We start from the raw sequence: 16129 nt of genomic DNA on the forward strand, positions 1-16129 counted from the left end.
GGCATTTGCCGGCTTCTTATCACTCAATGTTCGTCAGTATCGCCGGGATGGTGTCATCCTTGCGCAACGTCATAATTTCGCAGCCGTTGTCCGTTACCACAATAGTATGCTCGTACTGGGCAGACAAGCTTCTGTCTTTGGTTTTCACCGTCCAGCCGTCTTTCATGGTGCGAATGCGGTAGTCACCGGCGTTGACCATCGGTTCGATGGTGAAGGTCATCCCTTTTTGCAGTACCACGCCGCCGTCATCGGCATCATAGTGCAGAACCTGCGGTTCTTCATGGAAGACGCGGCCAATGCCGTGACCGCAGTACTCGCGCACCACGGAGAAACCTTCCGCTTCCACAAATTTCTGAATTGCGGCACCGAGGGTGCGCAGGCGAATACCCGGTTTAACCATTTTCAACGCCAGGTAAAGGCTCTCTTGCGTCACTTTGCACAGACGCTCGCCCAGAATCGTTGGTTTGCCAACGATGAACATTTTTGAGGTGTCACCGTGGTACTCGTCTTTAATGACGGTCACGTCGATGTTGACGATGTCGCCATCTTTCAGCAGTTTTTCGTCGTCAGGAATACCGTGGCAAACCACTTCATTAATAGAGATGCAGACGGATTTCGGGAAACCGTGGTAGCCGAGACAGGCGGAAACCGCGTGCTGCTCGTTAACGATATAGTCATTACAGATGCGATCCAGTTCGCCGGTGCTGACGCCCGGCTTCACGAACGGCTCGATCATTTCCAGCACTTCCGCGGCCAGACGACCGGCGACGCGCATCTTTTCAATTTCTTCAGGTGTCTTAATAGAGATAGCCATGTAATCTGTCCATCGGTGTCGATTTTTTCGACAATACTAGTCTAAGTGTCGTCAATGGTATCAGTCAGGCACGCTCCGTGCCAAATTGAGAATCATTAACAGCACACTCCGCCAACAACTGTTGGTTTCTGGTCGTGTTTTGTGGTATAAAGCGCGCCGGACTTCCGATCCATCTCAGATACACAGGCTGGACGGAAGCGACAAATCTCACTTTGTGTAACAACACACACGTATCGGCACATATTCCGGGGTGCCCTTCGGGGTCGGTAATATGGGATACGTGGAGGCATAACCCCAACTTTCAATATAGAGGTTTTAAAACATGGCAACTGTTTCCATGCGCGACATGCTCAAGGCTGGTGTTCACTTCGGTCACCAGACCCGTTACTGGAACCCGAAAATGAAGCCTTTCATCTTCGGCGCGCGTAACAAAGTTCACATCATCAACCTTGAGAAAACTGTACCAATGTTCAACGAAGCCCTGGCTGAGCTGAACAAGATCTCTTCCCGTAAAGGTAAGATTCTGTTCGTTGGTACTAAGCGCGCTGCAAGCGAAGCTGTGAAAGATGCTGCTAACAGCTGCGACCAGTTCTTCGTGAACCATCGCTGGTTGGGCGGCATGCTGACCAACTGGAAAACTGTTCGTCAGTCCATCAAGCGCCTGAAAGATCTGGAAACCCAGTCTCAGGACGGTACTTTCGACAAGCTGACTAAGAAAGAAGCGCTGATGCGCACTCGTGAACTGGACAAGCTGGAAAACAGCCTGGGCGGTATCAAAGATATGGGCGGCCTGCCAGACGCGCTGTTCGTAATCGATGCAGACCACGAGCACATCGCTATCAAAGAAGCTAACAACCTGGGTATCCCGGTATTCGCTATCGTTGATACCAACTCCGATCCGGACGGTGTTGACTTCGTTATCCCGGGTAACGACGACGCAATCCGTGCTGTTAGCCTGTACCTGAGCGCTGTAGCTGCTACCGTTCGTGAAGGCCGTTCCCAGGATCTGGCTTCTCAGGCGGAAGAAAACTTCGTAGAAGCTGAATAATAAGGTTTTACCCCTTATTAGTACCGTGTATGAATAGGGGCCCATTATCGGCCCCTTTTTTCAATTTACACTGTTTGGCCTCCGGCCGGGCAGTTCACATCTCCCGAGGATTTAAGAATGGCTGAAATTACCGCATCCCTGGTAAAAGAGCTGCGCGAGCGTACTGGCGCAGGCATGATGGATTGCAAAAAAGCGCTGACTGAAGCGAACGGCGACATCGAGCTGGCAATCGAAAACATGCGTAAATCCGGTGCGATCAAAGCAGCTAAGAAAGCAGGCAACGTTGCTGCTGACGGCGTGATCATCACTAAAATCGACGGCACCTACGGCATCATTCTGGAAGTTAACTGCCAGACTGACTTCGTTGCTAAAGATGGCGGTTTCCAGGCATTTGCGAACAAAGTTCTGGACGCAGCTGTTGCTGGCAAAATCACTGACGTTGAAGTTCTGAAAGCACAGTTCGAAGAAGAACGTGTTGCGCTGGTTGCTAAAATCGGTGAGAACATCAACATCCGTCGCGTATCTTCCCTGGAAGGCGAAGTACTGGGTTCTTACCAGCACGGCGCACGTATCGGTGTTCTGGTTGCGGCTAAAGGCGCTGACGAAGAGCTGGTTAAACAGCTGGCTATGCACATCGCTGCAAGCAAACCAGAATTCGTTAAGCCAGAAGACGTGTCTGCTGAAGTGGTAGAGAAAGAGTACCAGGTTCAGCTGGACATCGCGATGCAGTCTGGTAAGCCAAAAGAAATCGCAGAGAAAATGGTTGAAGGCCGCATGAAGAAATTCACCGGCGAAGTTTCTCTGACTGGCCAGCCTTTCGTTATGGATCCAAGCAAGTCTGTTGCTCAGCTGCTGAAAGAGCACAACGCTGACGTAACTGGCTTCATCCGCTTCGAAGTGGGCGAAGGCATCGAGAAAGTTGAGACTGACTTCGCAGCAGAAGTTGCTGCAATGTCCAAGCAGTCTTAATGATTGAAAAGGAGCCGCCTGAGGGCGGCTTCTTTTTGTCACCCGTCACAGGAAATCAGACAGGCTCCAGTATCGCCGTGCTGATTTGCGGCATATTATGTCGCCAGAATTAACTCCCATCTTAATCGTTGACAGTCTCAGGAAAGAAACATGGCTACCAATGCAAAACCCGTGTACAAACGCATTCTGCTTAAGCTGAGTGGCGAAGCGCTGCAGGGATCGGAAGGCTTCGGTATTGACGCAAGCATCCTTGATCGCATGGCACAGGAAATCAAAGAACTGGTCGAACTGGGTATCCAGGTTGGCGTGGTCATTGGCGGTGGCAACCTTTTCCGTGGTGCTGGTCTGGCGAAAGCGGGGATGAACCGCGTTGTGGGCGACCACATGGGTATGCTGGCAACCGTGATGAATGGCCTGGCAATGCGTGACGCGCTCCATCGCGCTTATGTGAACGCCCGCCTGATGTCCGCGATTCCACTGAATGGCGTATGCGATAATTACAGCTGGGCAGAGGCCATCAGCCTGCTGCGCAACAACCGCGTGGTGATCCTCTCCGCCGGTACGGGTAACCCGTTCTTTACGACCGATTCCGCTGCCTGCCTGCGCGGTATCGAGATCGAAGCTGATGTGGTACTGAAAGCGACCAAAGTCGATGGCGTGTTTACTGCCGACCCGGCAAAAGATCCTTCTGCCACCATGTACGATCAGCTGAGCTACAGCGAAGTGCTGGATAAAGAGCTGAAAGTGATGGATCTTGCCGCCTTCACGCTGGCTCGCGACCACAAATTGCCGATCCGCGTCTTCAACATGAACAAACCTGGCGCACTGCGTCGCGTGGTCATGGGCGAAAAAGAAGGCACTTTGATCACGGAATAATTTCCGTTGACGATAAATACAGGTAAGATTCCGCTTTACTTTGTAGTGGTATCTTACCTGGACGCGCCTTTGGCGTTGTCATGAATTAAACGCGACTATACTTAGCACACCTGTAGCGCTGTGCTGGCGGATAGTCTGCCTGAGACAAGTTTTCAAGGATTCGTAACGTGATTAACGACATCAGAAAAGATGCTGAAGTACGCATGGACAAATGCGTAGAAGCGTTCAAAAACCAAATCAGCAAAATCCGTACTGGCCGTGCTTCCCCAAGCCTGCTGGATGGCATCATCGTAGAATACTACGGTACGCCAACGCCTCTGCGCCAGCTGGCGAGCGTGACGGTTGAAGATACCCGTACGCTGAAAATCAACGTCTTCGATCGCTCTATGAGCCCGGCCGTTGAGAAAGCGATCATGGCCTCTGACCTGGGTCTGAACCCAAGTTCTGCGGGCGCTGACATCCGCGTTCCGCTGCCTCCGCTGACGGAAGAACGTCGTAAAGACCTGATCAAAGTGGTTCGCGGTGAAGCTGAGCAGGGTCGTGTTTCCGTGCGTAACGTGCGCCGTGATGCGAACGATAAAGTGAAAGCACTGCTGAAAGAAAAAGAGATCAGCGAAGATGACGATCGTCGTTCTCAGGACGACATTCAGAAAATGACCGACGCTGCCATCAAGAAAATTGATGCGGCGCTGGCAGAAAAAGAAGCGGAACTGATGCAGTTCTGATTTCTGTCGTACACTGATAAACGCCGTTCAGAGGGACTTCGGGTCTTGCTGGCGGCGTTTTGCTTTTATCTGGTCTAACTTTTTTCGGGCATCTCATGAAGCATTTAACACTCCTCGGCTCAACCGGCTCCATCGGTTGCAGTACTCTCGACGTCGTCCGCCATAATCCTGAACTTTACACCGTGACAGCGCTGGTGGCCGGTAAGAATGTGCAGCGTATGGTCGAGCAGTGCCTGGAGTTTATGCCCCGCTACGCGGTGATGGATGACGAAGAGAGCGCGCGTCTGCTGAAAGCCCAGCTGCGGGAGAAGGGCAGCCGAACCGAGGTGCTGAGCGGCCAGCAGGCGGCCTGCGAGATGGCTGAGCTGGATGAAGTTGACCAGGTTATGGCGGCCATCGTCGGAGCGGCCGGGCTGCTGCCGACACTTGCTGCGATCGATGCCGGTAAAGACGTTTTGCTCGCCAATAAAGAGTCGCTTGTTACCTGCGGCCGCCTGTTTATGGACGCGGTAAAACAGCGTGGGGCGCGCCTTTTGCCGGTTGACAGCGAGCACAACGCCATTTTTCAGAGTTTACCGCAACCTTTTCAACAGAACCTGGGGTACGCTGACCTGGAGCAGAATGGCGTCGTGTCGATTCTGCTTACCGGGTCTGGTGGCCCGTTCCGTGAAACGCCACTGTCTGAACTGCGCGCAATGACGCCGGACCAGGCATGCCGTCATCCGAACTGGTCAATGGGGCGTAAAATCTCCGTTGACTCAGCCACCATGATGAACAAAGGTCTGGAATACATTGAAGCGCGCTGGCTGTTTAATGCGTCAGCGAAGCAGATGGAAGTACTGATCCACCCGCAGTCGGTGATTCACTCGATGGTGCGCTATCAGGATGGCAGCGTGCTGGCACAGCTCGGCGAGCCGGATATGCGTACGCCTATTGCCCATTCAATGGCGTGGCCAAACCGGGTGAAATCCGGCGTTAAGCCGCTTGATTTCTGTAAGCTCAGTTCCCTGACGTTCAGTGAACCAGACTACGATCGTTATCCTTGTCTGAAGCTTGCAATGAATGCCTTTGACCAGGGGCAGGCGGCGACGACGGCACTGAATGCAGCCAATGAAATTACCGTTGACGCATTTCTGAATCAGCAGATCCGTTTTACCGATATTGCGACGTTAAATTTATCGGTACTGGAGATGATGGATTTGCGCGAGCCACAAAGCGTGGAAGAGGTGCTGGCAGTGGATACAGCTGCTCGTGATATTGCGCGTAAACAGGTGACACGTCTTGCAAGCTGGTGATAAAGCAAGCACTAGTGGTCGTGCTATTTGTTAGCGTTGGGCTTCAGTGATATAGTCTGCGCCACCTGATCGCAGGAATTTGACTTTATGTGGTCAGGTAAGCCGTGGTTTGACACGGCTTTTTTATGTACAGGCTTAAGTATTCCTGAGTACCGTTAAATCCTTTTCAGGGACAAAAAACGCGTTATGTTGTCTGCGAATCAACCAATAAGCGAAAACTTGCCAGCTCATGGCTGCCGTCATGTAGCAATCATCATGGATGGCAACGGGCGCTGGGCGAAAAGACAAGGGAAAATACGAGCCTTTGGGCATAAAGCGGGAGCGAAATCTGTTCGCCGTGCCGTTTCTTTTGCCGCTAATAACGGCATTGATGCGTTAACGCTCTATGCTTTTAGCAGTGAAAACTGGAATCGACCTCCGCAGGAAGTGACTGCGTTGATGGAATTGTTTGTGTGGGCGCTAGACAGCGAAGTAAAAAGCCTGCACCGCCACAACGTTCGCCTGCGCATCATTGGCGATACCAGTCGTTTTAACTCACGTTTGCAGGAGCGGATTCGTAAAGCAGAAGCGCTGACTGAAAATAATACCGGTCTGACGCTCAACGTTGCGGCGAATTACGGTGGACGCTGGGATATTATCCAGGGCGTTCGGCATCTGGCCGAACAGGTTCAGGAAGGGCTGTTGAGACCCGACCAGATTGATGAAGAGGCGCTGAGCAAGCAAATCTGCATGAATGAACTGGCACCTGTGGATTTGGTAATTAGGACAGGGGGGGAACATCGCATAAGTAACTTTTTGATATGGCAAATTGCCTATGCTGAACTTTACTTTACGGATGTTCTTTGGCCCGATTTTGATGAACAAGACTTTGAAGGTGCGCTGCATGCCTTTGCCAATCGAGAGCGTCGTTTCGGCGGCACCGAGCCAGGTGGCGACAAAGCCTGATGGGGGTAGCTTTTGCTGAAGTATCGCCTGATTTCCGCTTTTGTTTTAATACCCATTGTCATTGCGGCGCTGTTTTTACTGCCCCCGGTGGGATTCGCCATTGTTACGCTGGTGGTGTGCATGCTCGCCGCGTGGGAATGGGGACAGTTTAGCGGCTTTACCTCGCGCAGCCAGCGAGTATGGCTTGCGGTACTCTGTGGCTTTATCCTGGCCATAATGCTGTTTACGTTGCCTGAATATCACCATGATATTCATCAACCGCTGGTTGCCGGCTCCTTGTGGATATCGTTGGCCTGGTGGGTTGCCGCGCTGTTGCTGGTTCTTTTTTATCCAGGCTCCGCGGCATTATGGCGTCATTCAAAAGTGCTGCGACTGATTTTTGGTTTGCTCACCATTGTTCCGTTTTTCTGGGGCATGGTCGCGCTGCGAGCCTGGCACTATGACGAAAACCATTACAGCGGTGCGATCTGGCTGCTTTATGTGATGATTCTCGTCTGGGGGGCTGACTCCGGGGCCTATATGTTTGGTAAACTGTTTGGCAAACATAAGCTGGCACCAAAAGTTTCTCCGGGTAAAACCTGGCAAGGCTTCATCGGCGGCTTGTTTACGGCAGCGATCATCTCCTGGGGCTATGGCGTCTGGGCAGATCTGGCCGTAGCACCGTCAATACTGCTGGTGTGCTCGATTTTTGCTGCACTTGCCTCAGTGCTCGGTGATTTAACCGAAAGTATGTTTAAGCGTGAAGCAGGGATTAAGGACAGCGGACATCTTATTCCAGGGCATGGCGGTATACTGGATCGCATTGACAGCCTGACAGCGGCTGTTCCAGTATTTGCTTGCCTGCTTTTACTGGTATTCGGGACGATTTAACGGAAGGTTTTATGCTGAGCATTCTCTGGAATCTGGCGGCGTTCATTGTTGCACTGGGTGTACTGATTACCGTGCATGAATTTGGCCATTTCTGGGTTGCTCGCCGTTGTGGTGTGCGGGTAGAGCGATTCTCCATTGGTTTTGGCAAATCACTCTGGACGCGCACCGACCGTCACGGCACGGAATTTGTCATCGCCCTTATCCCGCTTGGCGGCTACGTCAAAATGCTCGACGAACGCGTTGAGCCTGTCGCTCCTGAACTGCGACACAGTGCGTTTAACAACAAAACCGTTGGACAACGCGCCGCCATCATTGCTGCCGGACCGGTAGCCAACTTCATCTTTGCGATTTTCGCTTACTGGCTGGTGTTTATCATCGGCGTCCCTGGCGTGCGTCCGGTAGTGGGGGAGATTGCCCCTGACTCCATCGCGGCGAGTGCGCAAATTACGTCCGGGATGGAACTTAAAGCGATTGATGGCATCGAAACCCCTGATTGGGATGCCGTGCGACTGCAGCTGGTAGCCAAAATTGGCGATCCGCAGACAACCATCAGCGTATCGCCGTTTGGGTCAGACGCGCGTCAGGACAAAGTACTGGATTTACGCCACTGGCGTTTCGAGCCAGACAAAGAGGATCCCGTCGCTGCGCTGGGCATTCGTCCCCGCGGCCCGCAGATTGAGCCGGTGTTAGCCGAAGTACAGGCAAATTCGGCGGCGAGTAAAGCGGGTTTGCAAGCTGGCGACAGGATCGTTAAAGTCGATGGTCAACCATTAACAGAGTGGATGACCTTTGTTACTCTGGTGCGCGATAATCCGGGGACGTCCCTCGCGCTGGAAGTTGAAAGGCAAGGTAGTCCGCTTTCGCTGACGCTGATCCCGGATACGAAGTCGGTCGGCAAAAAGGCAGAAGGGTTTGCAGGCGTTGTGCCAAAAGTGATCCCGCTGCCAGATGAGTACAAGACAATACGCCAGTATGGGCCGTTCAGCGCCATTCTTGAAGCCACGGATAAAACATGGCAACTGATGAAGCTGACGGTCAACATGTTGGGGAAATTGATAACCGGTGATGTGAAACTGAACAACCTCAGTGGGCCAATCTCGATTGCTCAGGGGGCTGGGATGTCAGCGGAGTTCGGGGTGATTTACTATCTCATGTTCCTCGCGCTTATTAGCGTGAACCTTGGGATTATCAACCTGTTCCCGCTTCCCGTTTTAGACGGGGGTCATCTGCTGTTTTTAGCGATTGAAAAGCTAAAAGGCGGACCGGTATCCGAGCGAGTTCAAGACTTTAGTTATCGCATTGGCTCGATTTTGCTGGTGCTGTTAATGGGGCTTGCACTTTTCAATGATTTCTCTCGGTTGTAAGAGAGTTAGTTAGGAAGAACGCATAATAACGATGGCGATGAAAAAGTTGCTCATAGCGTCGCTGCTGTTTAGCAGCGCCACCGTATACGGTGCTGACGGGTTCGTAGTGAAAGACATTCATTTCGAAGGCCTTCAGCGTGTCGCCGTTGGTGCGGCCCTCCTCAGTATGCCTGTGCGCCCCGGCGATACGGTTAATGATGATGATATCAGTAACACCATCCGTGCTCTGTTTGCCACCGGCAACTTTGAGGACGTCCGCGTCCTGCGCGATGGTGATACGCTGCTGGTACAGGTAAAAGAACGTCCAACGATCGCCAGTATCACTTTCTCCGGTAACAAGTCGGTGAAAGATGACATGCTCAAGCAAAACCTTGAAGCATCGGGTGTTCGTGTGGGTGAATCTCTGGACCGCACAACCCTTTCAGACATTGAAAAAGGTCTGGAAGACTTCTACTACAGCGTCGGTAAATACAGCGCCAGCGTGAAAGCGGTTGTCACTCCGCTGCCACGTAACCGTGTTGACCTGAAATTGGTCTTCCAGGAAGGTGTTTCTGCGAAGATCCAGCAGATCAACATTGTGGGTAACCACGCGTTCAGCACCGACGAACTGATCTCGACCTTCCAGCTGCGCGATGAAGTGCCGTGGTGGAACGTAGTTGGCGATCGTAAATACCAGAAGCAGAAACTGGCGGGCGACCTTGAAACCCTGCGCAGCTACTATCTGGATCGCGGTTATGCCCGCTTCAACATCGACTCGACTCAGGTCAGTCTGACTCCGGACAAGAAAGGTATCTACATTACGGTTAACATCACTGAAGGCGATCAGTACAAGCTTTCCGGTGTTGAAGTGAGTGGTAACCTGGCGGGGCATTCTGCTGAGATCGAATCGCTGACCAAAATTCAGCCGGGCGATCTGTATAGCGGCTCCAAAGTCACCAAAATGGAAGACAGTATTAAGAAGCTGCTCGGCCGCTATGGTTACGCCTATCCGCGCGTACAGACTCAACCAGAAATCAACGACGCAGATAAAACCGTTAAGCTGCACGTTAACGTTGATGCGGGCAACCGTTTCTACGTGCGTAAGATCCGCTTCGTCGGTAACGACACCTCCAAAGACTCCGTTTTGCGCCGCGAAATGCGCCAGATGGAAGGTGCGTGGCTGGGCAGCGACCTGGTCGACCAGGGTAAAGAGCGTCTGAACCGTCTGGGCTATTTTGAAACTGTAGACACTGAAACCCAGCGTGTACCGGGGAGCCCGGATCAGGTTGATGTCGTTTATAAAGTGAAAGAGCGTAACACCGGTAGCTTTAACTTCGGCGTGGGCTACGGCACGGAAAGCGGCGTGAGTTTCCAGGTGGGCGTCCAGCAGGATAACTGGCTGGGTACGGGTTACTCTGTTGGTATTAACGGTACCAAAAACGACTACCAGACCTACTCTGAGTTCTCCGTTACTAACCCATACTTCACCGTTGACGGTGTGAGCCTGGGCGGTCGTATCTTCTATAACGACTTTAAAGCGGATGATGCAGATCTGTCTTCCTACACCAATAAAAGTTACGGTGTGGACGGAACGCTTGGCTTCCCGGTTAACGAATACAACACCCTGCGCGCGGGCTTAGGTTACGTGCATAACGACCTGTCCAACATGCAGCCGCAGGTGGCGATGTGGCGTTATCTGGACTCTATCGGCCAGTCTGCAAGCACGTCCAGCGATGACAACGGTTTTGCTGCAGATGACTTCACCTTCAACTACGGCTGGACTTACAACCGTCTTGACCGCGGTTACTTCCCAACGGAAGGCTCTCGCGTCAACCTGAACGGTAAGGTGACCATTCCTGGTTCCGATAACGAATTCTACAAGGTGACGCTGGATACCGCGTCCTACTTCCCAATTGATGACGATCACAAGTGGGTGGTTCTGGGTCGTACCCGTTGGGGCTATGGTGACGGTATCGGCAGTAAAGAGTTGCCGTTCTATGAGAACTTCTACGCGGGTGGTTCAAGTACCGTGCGTGGCTTCCAGTCCAACAACATTGGTCCGAAAGCGGTTTATTACGGCGGTAATGATGAAGATAACTGCGCAAGCCGTGATCCAAAACAAGTATGTAGCTCTGATGATGCGGTAGGCGGTAACGCCATGGCCGTGGCCAGCCTGGAGTTCATCACCCCAACGCCATTTATCAGTGATAAATACGCGAACTCCGTACGTACATCCTTCTTCTGGGATGCGGGTACGGTGTGGGATACCAACTGGCAGAATACTGAGCAGATGCGTCTGGCTGGCGTTCCAGACTACAGCGATCCGAGCAATATTCGCATGTCTGCCGGTATCGCATTACAATGGATGTCACCGCTGGGGCCGTTGGTCTTCTCCTACGCCCAGCCGTTTAAGAAATACGATGGAGACAAAGCGGAGCAATTCCAGTTTAACATTGGTAAAACCTGGTAATAATCCGCTGCAACGGAATGCGTTGGCAGTGTAGCGCTGACAACCGGCGATCGGTCAAACGGTCGCCTTGCCACGCAAAGAACGGTACCTTCTGGTGCCAATGGGATGGTAAGGAGTTAATTGTGAAAAAGTGGTTATTAGCTGCAGGTCTCGGTTTAGCGATGGCAACTTCTGCTCAGGCAGCAGACAAAATCGCAATCGTCAACATGGGTAATTTGTTCCAGCAGGTTGCACAGAAAACGGGTGTTTCTGCGACGCTGGAAAACGAATTCAAAGGCCGTGCGAGCGAACTGCAGCGTATGGAAGGCGATCTTCAGTCCAAAATGCAGCGTCTGCAGCGTGATGGTTCTACCATGAAAGCAAGCGATCGCAGCAAACTGGAAAAAGACGTTATGGCTCAGCGCCAGACCTTCTCCCAGAAAGCGCAGGCTTTCGAGCAGGATCGTCAGCGTCGTTCTAACGAAGAGCGTGGCAAGCTGGTGACTCGCATTCAGACTGCTGTTAAAGCAGTTGCTGCCGATCAGAGCATCGATCTGGTTGTTGATGCGAACGCCGTTGCTTTCAACAGCAGCGATGTTAAAGACATCACCGCTGATGTTCTGAAACAGGTTAAATAAGTAATGCCTTCAATTCGACTGGCTGATTTAGCTCAGCAGTTGGATGCAGAATTACACGGTGATGGCGATATCGTCATCACCGCTGTTGCGTCCATGCAATCTGCTAAAGCTGGCACGATTACCTTCATGGTAAGCCCTAAGTACCGTGAACAACTGGCTCAATGCCAGGCGTCAGCTGTTGTTCTGACGCAGGACGATCTTCCCTTTGCCACTGGAAGCGCGCTGGTAGTGAAAAATCCCTACCTGACGTATGCACGCATGGCTCAAATTCTTGATACCACGCCGCAGCCGGCGCAGAACATTGCTGCCAGCGCAGCGATTGATCCGACGGCTAAGCTGGGTAACAACGTGGCCGTTGGCGCGAGTGCGGTTATTGAATCTGGCGTTGAGCTGGGCGATAACGTCGTCATTGGCCCTGGATGCTTTGTTGGGAAAAATACGAAAATCGGCGCTGGAACCCGTTTATGGGCCAATGTGTCCGTTTATCATGAAGTTGAAATCGGCGAAAATTGCCTCGTCCAGTCCAGTACCGTGATTGGTTCTGATGGCTTTGGCTACGCGAACGATCGCGGTAACTGGGTTAAGATCCCGCAGCTTGGTCGCGTTATTATTGGCGATCGCGTGGAGATCGGGGCCTGTACAACGATCGACCGTGGTGCACTCGACGACACGATCATTGGTAATGGTGTTATCATCGATAACCAGTGCCAGATTGCGCATAACGTTGTGATTGGCGACAATACCGCGGTTGCGGGGGGCGTCATCATGGCGGGCAGCCTGAAAATTGGTCGTTACTGCATGATTGGCGGCGCGAGCGTGATTAATGGCCATATGGAAATATGCGACAAGGTGACGGTGACGGGTATGGGCATGGTAATGCGTCCTATCACTGAACCTGGCGTCTATTCCTCCGGTATTCCGCTGCAACCCAACAAGGTATGGCGTAAAACAGCAGCTCTGGTGATGAACATTGATGATATGAGCAAGCGACTCAAGTCTCTTGAGCGTAAGATCGATCAACAAGACTAAACGTCACCCGTTTAACGCTATCTTTCCCGGCCTGTCGGCTTTCTAATAAACCGGCAGGCCGTGTTATTATTGTTATCAGTACATTTTGACAGGAAGAGTATTTTGACTACTGACACTCATACTCTGCATATTGAAGAGATTTTAGAACTTCTGCCGCACCGCTACCCGTTTCTGCTGGTAGACCGCGTGCTGGATTTTGAAGAAGGTCGTTTTCTGCGCGCAGTGAAAAATGTTTCCGTGAATGAACCATTCTTCCAGGGACACTTCCCGGGTAAGCCTATCTTCCCGGGTGTGTTGATTCTGGAAGCGATGGCTCAGGCTACCGGTATTCTGGCGTTTAAAAGCGTCGGTAAGCTGGAGCCGGGTGAACTGTATTACTTCGCAGGTATTGATGAAGCGCGCTTCAAGCGTCCTGTCGTGCCTGGCGATCAGATGATCATGGAAGTCACTTTTGAAAAAACGCGTCGTGGCCTGACTCGCTTCAAAGGCGTAGCGCTGGTTGACGGCAAAGTTGTTTGCGAAGCGACGATGATGTGTGCTCGTAGCCGGGAGTCCTGATACGTGATTGATAAATCCGCCTTTATTCATCCTACCGCTATTGTGGAAACCGGTGCCATCATTGGTGCTAACGTCCACATTGGCCCGTTCTGTATTGTTGGACCCCATGTCGAAATTGGTGAGGGTACAGTACTGAAATCTCACGTTGTCGTGAATGGTCACACGACCATTGGCTGCAATAACGAGATCTATCAGTTCGCTTCCATCGGCGAAGTTAACCAGGATCTGAAATATGCTGGTGAGTCGACCCGTCTGGAAATTGGCGATCGTAACCGCATTCGCGAAAGCGTCACCATTCATCGTGGAACCGTGCAGGGTGGTGGGTTGACGAAGGTGGGCAGCGACAACCTGTTTATGGTTAATGCGCATATCGCGCACGACTGTACCGTGGGTGACCGCTGTATTCTTGCCAACAACGCAACGCTGGCAGGACACGTTTCGGTTGATGACTTCGCAATTATTGGCGGCATGACCGCAGTCCATCAGTTCTGCATCATTGGTGCACACGTGATGGTCGGCGGATGCTCCGGTGTGGCGCAGGACGTCCCACCGTATGTGATTGCGCAGGGCAACCATGCCACGCCGTTTGGCGTGAACATCGAAGGCCTCAAGCGTCGTGGTTTTAGCCGCGAAGCGATTACCGCCATCCGCAACGCGTACAAATTGCTGTACCGTAGTGGTAAAACGCTGGAAGAGGCGAAGCCGGAAATTGCCGAACTGGCGAACAAGCATCCTGAAGTGAACGCGTTCATGGAGTTCTTTGACCGTTCAACAAGGGGCCTGATTCGTTAATGGTCGACAGTCGTCCGCTTACGATAGCCCTGGTCGCCGGAGAAACCTCCGGCGATATTCTTGGTGCAGGTCTCATCCGTGCGCTTAAGGCGCGTGTACCCAATGCTCGCTTTGTGGGCGTAGCGGGCCCGCTGATGCAGGCCGAAGGCTGTGAAGCCTGGTATGAAATGGAAGAGCTGGCCGTTATGGGCATCGTTGAGGTGCTGGGGCGCCTGCGACGCTTGCTGCATATTCGTGCCGATCTCACCCGCCGCTTTACCGAACTCAAACCCGATGTGTTCGTCGGTATCGATGCACCCGATTTCAACATTACCCTCGAAGGTAATCTGAAAAAGCAGGGCATCAAAACCATTCACTATGTCAGTCCGTCCGTGTGGGCGTGGCGACAGAAACGCGTTTTCAAAATCGGACGGTCCACCAACCTGGTGCTGGCTTTCCTGCCTTTCGAAAAAGCGTTTTACGACAGATTTAATGTTCCGTGCCGTTTTATCGGTCATACCATGGCGGATGCGATGCCGTTGGATCCGGATAAAAACGCGGCGCGCGACGCGCTGGGCATCCCGCACGATGTGCACTGTCTGGCGCTGCTGCCGGGCAGCCGTGGCGCAGAGGTAGAGATGCTGAGCGCTGATTTCCTGAAGACCGCGCAGATTCTTCGCCAGACCTATCCCGATCTTGAAGTGGTTGTGCCGCTGGTGAATGCCAAACGCCGCGAGCAGTTTGAGCGCATCAAAGCCGAAGTCGCCCCCGGTCTTCACGTCCGTCTTCTCGACGGAAAAGGACGGGAAGCCATGTACGCGAGCGATGCCGCTCTGCTGGCCTCTGGTACGGCGGCGCTGGAGTGTATGCTGGCGAAATGCCCGATGGTGGTCGGTTATCGTATGAAGCCGTTTACCTTCTGGCTGGCAAAACGTCTGGTGAAAACGGATTATGTCTCCCTGCCAAATCTGCTTGCCGGGCGCGAGCTGGTAAAAGAGCTGCTGCAGGATGAGTGCCAGCCGCAGGCGCTGGCGGATGCCCTGCTGCCGCTGCTGGCCAACGGCAAGACCAGCCACCAGATGCACGATACCTTCCGTGAACTGCACCAGCTGATCCGCTGTAATGCTGATGAGCAAGCGGCTGATGCAGTGCTGGAGTTAGCAAAATGATGGAATTTATTTATCCCCACACGCACCTCGTTGCCGGAGTGGATGAGGTCGGACGCGGCCCGCTGGTGGGGGCCGTGGTGACCGCGGCGGTGATCCTCGATCCAACGCGCCCGATTATTGGTCTGAATGACTCAAAAAAACTGAGTGAGAAGCGCCGCCTGGCACTGTTCGATGAAATTAAAGAGAAGGCGCTGGCCTGGAGCGTTGGGCGCGCAGAGCCGAATGAGATTGACGATCTGAATATTCTCCACGCCACGATGCTGGCAATGCAGCGAGCTGTTGCTGGCCTGAAGGTTGTGCCTGAATATGTGCTGATCGACGGTAACCGTTGCCCGGCGCTGCCTATGCCTTCTATGGCCGTCGTTAAAGGCGACAGTCGCGTCGCAGAGATCAGTGCAGCTTCTATTATTGCCAAAGTGACGCGCGATGCCGAAATGGCCGCGCTGGACCTTACTTATCCTCAGTATGGTTTCGGCCAGCATAAGGGGTATCCAACGGCTTTCCATCTGGAAAAGCTGGCTGAACATGGCGCAACCGAACATCATCGGCGCAGTTTTGGCCCGGTGAAGCGCGCGCTGGGACTGGTGTCCTGAATCAATACGCAAGCAATTAAGTAACGCGGAATCTGAA

Annotated in this window: 16 protein-coding genes; 15 read left to right on the forward strand and 1 reads right to left on the reverse strand. The window is 52.7% G+C overall.

The genetic code is table 11. The annotated features are described in order from the left end of the window. Positions 1-19 precede the first annotated feature (19 nt). Positions 20-814: a type I methionyl aminopeptidase gene (map, locus tag ACR42C_RS04080; protein WP_028015578.1), complete on the reverse strand. Its 795-nt coding sequence runs from the start codon at positions 812-814 to the stop codon at positions 20-22. Positions 815-1136: 322 nt separating this feature from the next. On the opposite strand from map, the gene rpsB reads away from it, so the two are divergent. The 15 genes from rpsB to rnhB all read left to right on the forward strand — a co-directional run bounded on the left by rpsB (position 1137) and on the right by rnhB (position 16092). Further along, positions 1137-1862: a 30S ribosomal protein S2 gene (gene rpsB, locus ACR42C_RS04085; protein ID WP_479984797.1), complete on the forward strand. Its 726-nt coding sequence runs from the start codon at positions 1137-1139 to the stop codon at positions 1860-1862. 117 nt (positions 1863-1979) lie between these two features. Beyond that, positions 1980-2831: a translation elongation factor Ts gene (gene tsf / locus ACR42C_RS04090; protein ID WP_028015579.1), complete on the forward strand. Its 852-nt coding sequence runs from the start codon at positions 1980-1982 to the stop codon at positions 2829-2831. A 150-nt stretch (positions 2832-2981) separates the two neighbouring features. After that, on the forward strand, positions 2982-3707 hold the full coding sequence (gene pyrH, locus ACR42C_RS04095) for a UMP kinase (protein WP_008501910.1): 726 nt from the start codon (positions 2982-2984) through the stop codon (positions 3705-3707). 167 nt (positions 3708-3874) lie between these two features. Beyond that, a complete protein-coding gene (gene frr / locus ACR42C_RS04100; protein WP_003856180.1) occupies positions 3875-4432 on the forward strand; it encodes a ribosome recycling factor in 558 nt (185 codons plus the stop codon). 95 nt (positions 4433-4527) lie between these two features. Next, positions 4528-5727 carry a 1-deoxy-D-xylulose-5-phosphate reductoisomerase gene (gene ispC / locus ACR42C_RS04105; RefSeq protein ID WP_320720900.1) on the forward strand — a complete coding sequence of 400 codons (1200 nt, stop codon included), beginning with the start codon at positions 4528-4530 and terminating at the stop codon, positions 5725-5727. 186 nt (positions 5728-5913) lie between these two features. After that, on the forward strand, positions 5914-6672 hold the full coding sequence (ispU, locus tag ACR42C_RS04110; protein ID WP_028015581.1) for a (2E,6E)-farnesyl-diphosphate-specific ditrans,polycis-undecaprenyl-diphosphate synthase: 759 nt from the start codon (positions 5914-5916) through the stop codon (positions 6670-6672). A gap of 12 nt (positions 6673-6684) precedes the next feature. Next, positions 6685-7542, forward strand: coding sequence for a phosphatidate cytidylyltransferase (cdsA, locus tag ACR42C_RS04115; protein ID WP_116343998.1), 858 nt, complete (start codon positions 6685-6687; stop codon positions 7540-7542). A gap of 11 nt (positions 7543-7553) precedes the next feature. Further along, positions 7554-8906, forward strand: a complete 1353-nt coding sequence (gene rseP, locus ACR42C_RS04120; protein ID WP_320720901.1) for a sigma E protease regulator RseP — start codon at positions 7554-7556, stop codon at positions 8904-8906. A gap of 31 nt (positions 8907-8937) precedes the next feature. After that, positions 8938-11355: an outer membrane protein assembly factor BamA gene (gene bamA, locus ACR42C_RS04125; RefSeq protein WP_316380902.1), complete on the forward strand. Its 2418-nt coding sequence runs from the start codon at positions 8938-8940 to the stop codon at positions 11353-11355. Between the two features lie 122 nt (positions 11356-11477). Next, positions 11478-11972, forward strand: coding sequence for a molecular chaperone Skp (skp, locus tag ACR42C_RS04130; RefSeq protein WP_014882635.1), 495 nt, complete (start codon positions 11478-11480; stop codon positions 11970-11972). Between the two features lie 3 nt (positions 11973-11975). After that, positions 11976-13001, forward strand: coding sequence for a UDP-3-O-(3-hydroxymyristoyl)glucosamine N-acyltransferase (lpxD, locus tag ACR42C_RS04135; RefSeq protein WP_479984798.1), 1026 nt, complete (start codon positions 11976-11978; stop codon positions 12999-13001). A gap of 102 nt (positions 13002-13103) precedes the next feature. Continuing rightward, positions 13104-13559: a 3-hydroxyacyl-ACP dehydratase FabZ gene (gene fabZ, locus ACR42C_RS04140; RefSeq protein ID WP_010426706.1), complete on the forward strand. Its 456-nt coding sequence runs from the start codon at positions 13104-13106 to the stop codon at positions 13557-13559. A 3-nt stretch (positions 13560-13562) separates the two neighbouring features. Continuing rightward, positions 13563-14351, forward strand: coding sequence for an acyl-ACP--UDP-N-acetylglucosamine O-acyltransferase (gene lpxA / locus ACR42C_RS04145; RefSeq protein ID WP_023310462.1), 789 nt, complete (start codon positions 13563-13565; stop codon positions 14349-14351). Further along, a complete protein-coding gene (gene lpxB, locus ACR42C_RS04150; protein WP_316380901.1) occupies positions 14351-15499 on the forward strand; it encodes a lipid-A-disaccharide synthase in 1149 nt (382 codons plus the stop codon). Before lpxA ends, lpxB begins: the two co-directional genes overlap by 1 nt. Further along, positions 15496-16092 (forward strand): ribonuclease HII, encoded by a 597-nt coding sequence (rnhB, locus tag ACR42C_RS04155; protein WP_061099164.1) that lies wholly within the window; start codon positions 15496-15498, stop codon positions 16090-16092. Before lpxB ends, rnhB begins: the two co-directional genes overlap by 4 nt. Positions 16093-16129: the final 37 nt, after the last annotated feature.

This window comes from Enterobacter sp. MG-EB028 (genome assembly GCF_056673305.1).

Coding starts and splice junctions, on each gene's coding strand:
- lpxB (WP_316380901.1), top strand. CDS start 14,351: ATGGTCGACAGTCGTCCGCTTACGATAGCCCTGGTCGCCGGAGAAACC.
- ispU (WP_028015581.1), top strand. CDS start 5,914: ATGTTGTCTGCGAATCAACCAATAAGCGAAAACTTGCCAGCTCATGGC.
- pyrH (WP_008501910.1), top strand. CDS start 2,982: ATGGCTACCAATGCAAAACCCGTGTACAAACGCATTCTGCTTAAGCTG.
- ispC (WP_320720900.1), top strand. CDS start 4,528: ATGAAGCATTTAACACTCCTCGGCTCAACCGGCTCCATCGGTTGCAGT.
- rpsB (WP_479984797.1), top strand. CDS start 1,137: ATGGCAACTGTTTCCATGCGCGACATGCTCAAGGCTGGTGTTCACTTC.
- rnhB (WP_061099164.1), top strand. CDS start 15,496: ATGATGGAATTTATTTATCCCCACACGCACCTCGTTGCCGGAGTGGAT.
- tsf (WP_028015579.1), top strand. CDS start 1,980: ATGGCTGAAATTACCGCATCCCTGGTAAAAGAGCTGCGCGAGCGTACT.
- rseP (WP_320720901.1), top strand. CDS start 7,554: ATGCTGAGCATTCTCTGGAATCTGGCGGCGTTCATTGTTGCACTGGGT.
- map (WP_028015578.1), bottom strand. CDS start 814: ATGGCTATCTCTATTAAGACACCTGAAGAAATTGAAAAGATGCGCGTC.
- bamA (WP_316380902.1), top strand. CDS start 8,938: ATGGCGATGAAAAAGTTGCTCATAGCGTCGCTGCTGTTTAGCAGCGCC.
- lpxD (WP_479984798.1), top strand. CDS start 11,976: ATGCCTTCAATTCGACTGGCTGATTTAGCTCAGCAGTTGGATGCAGAA.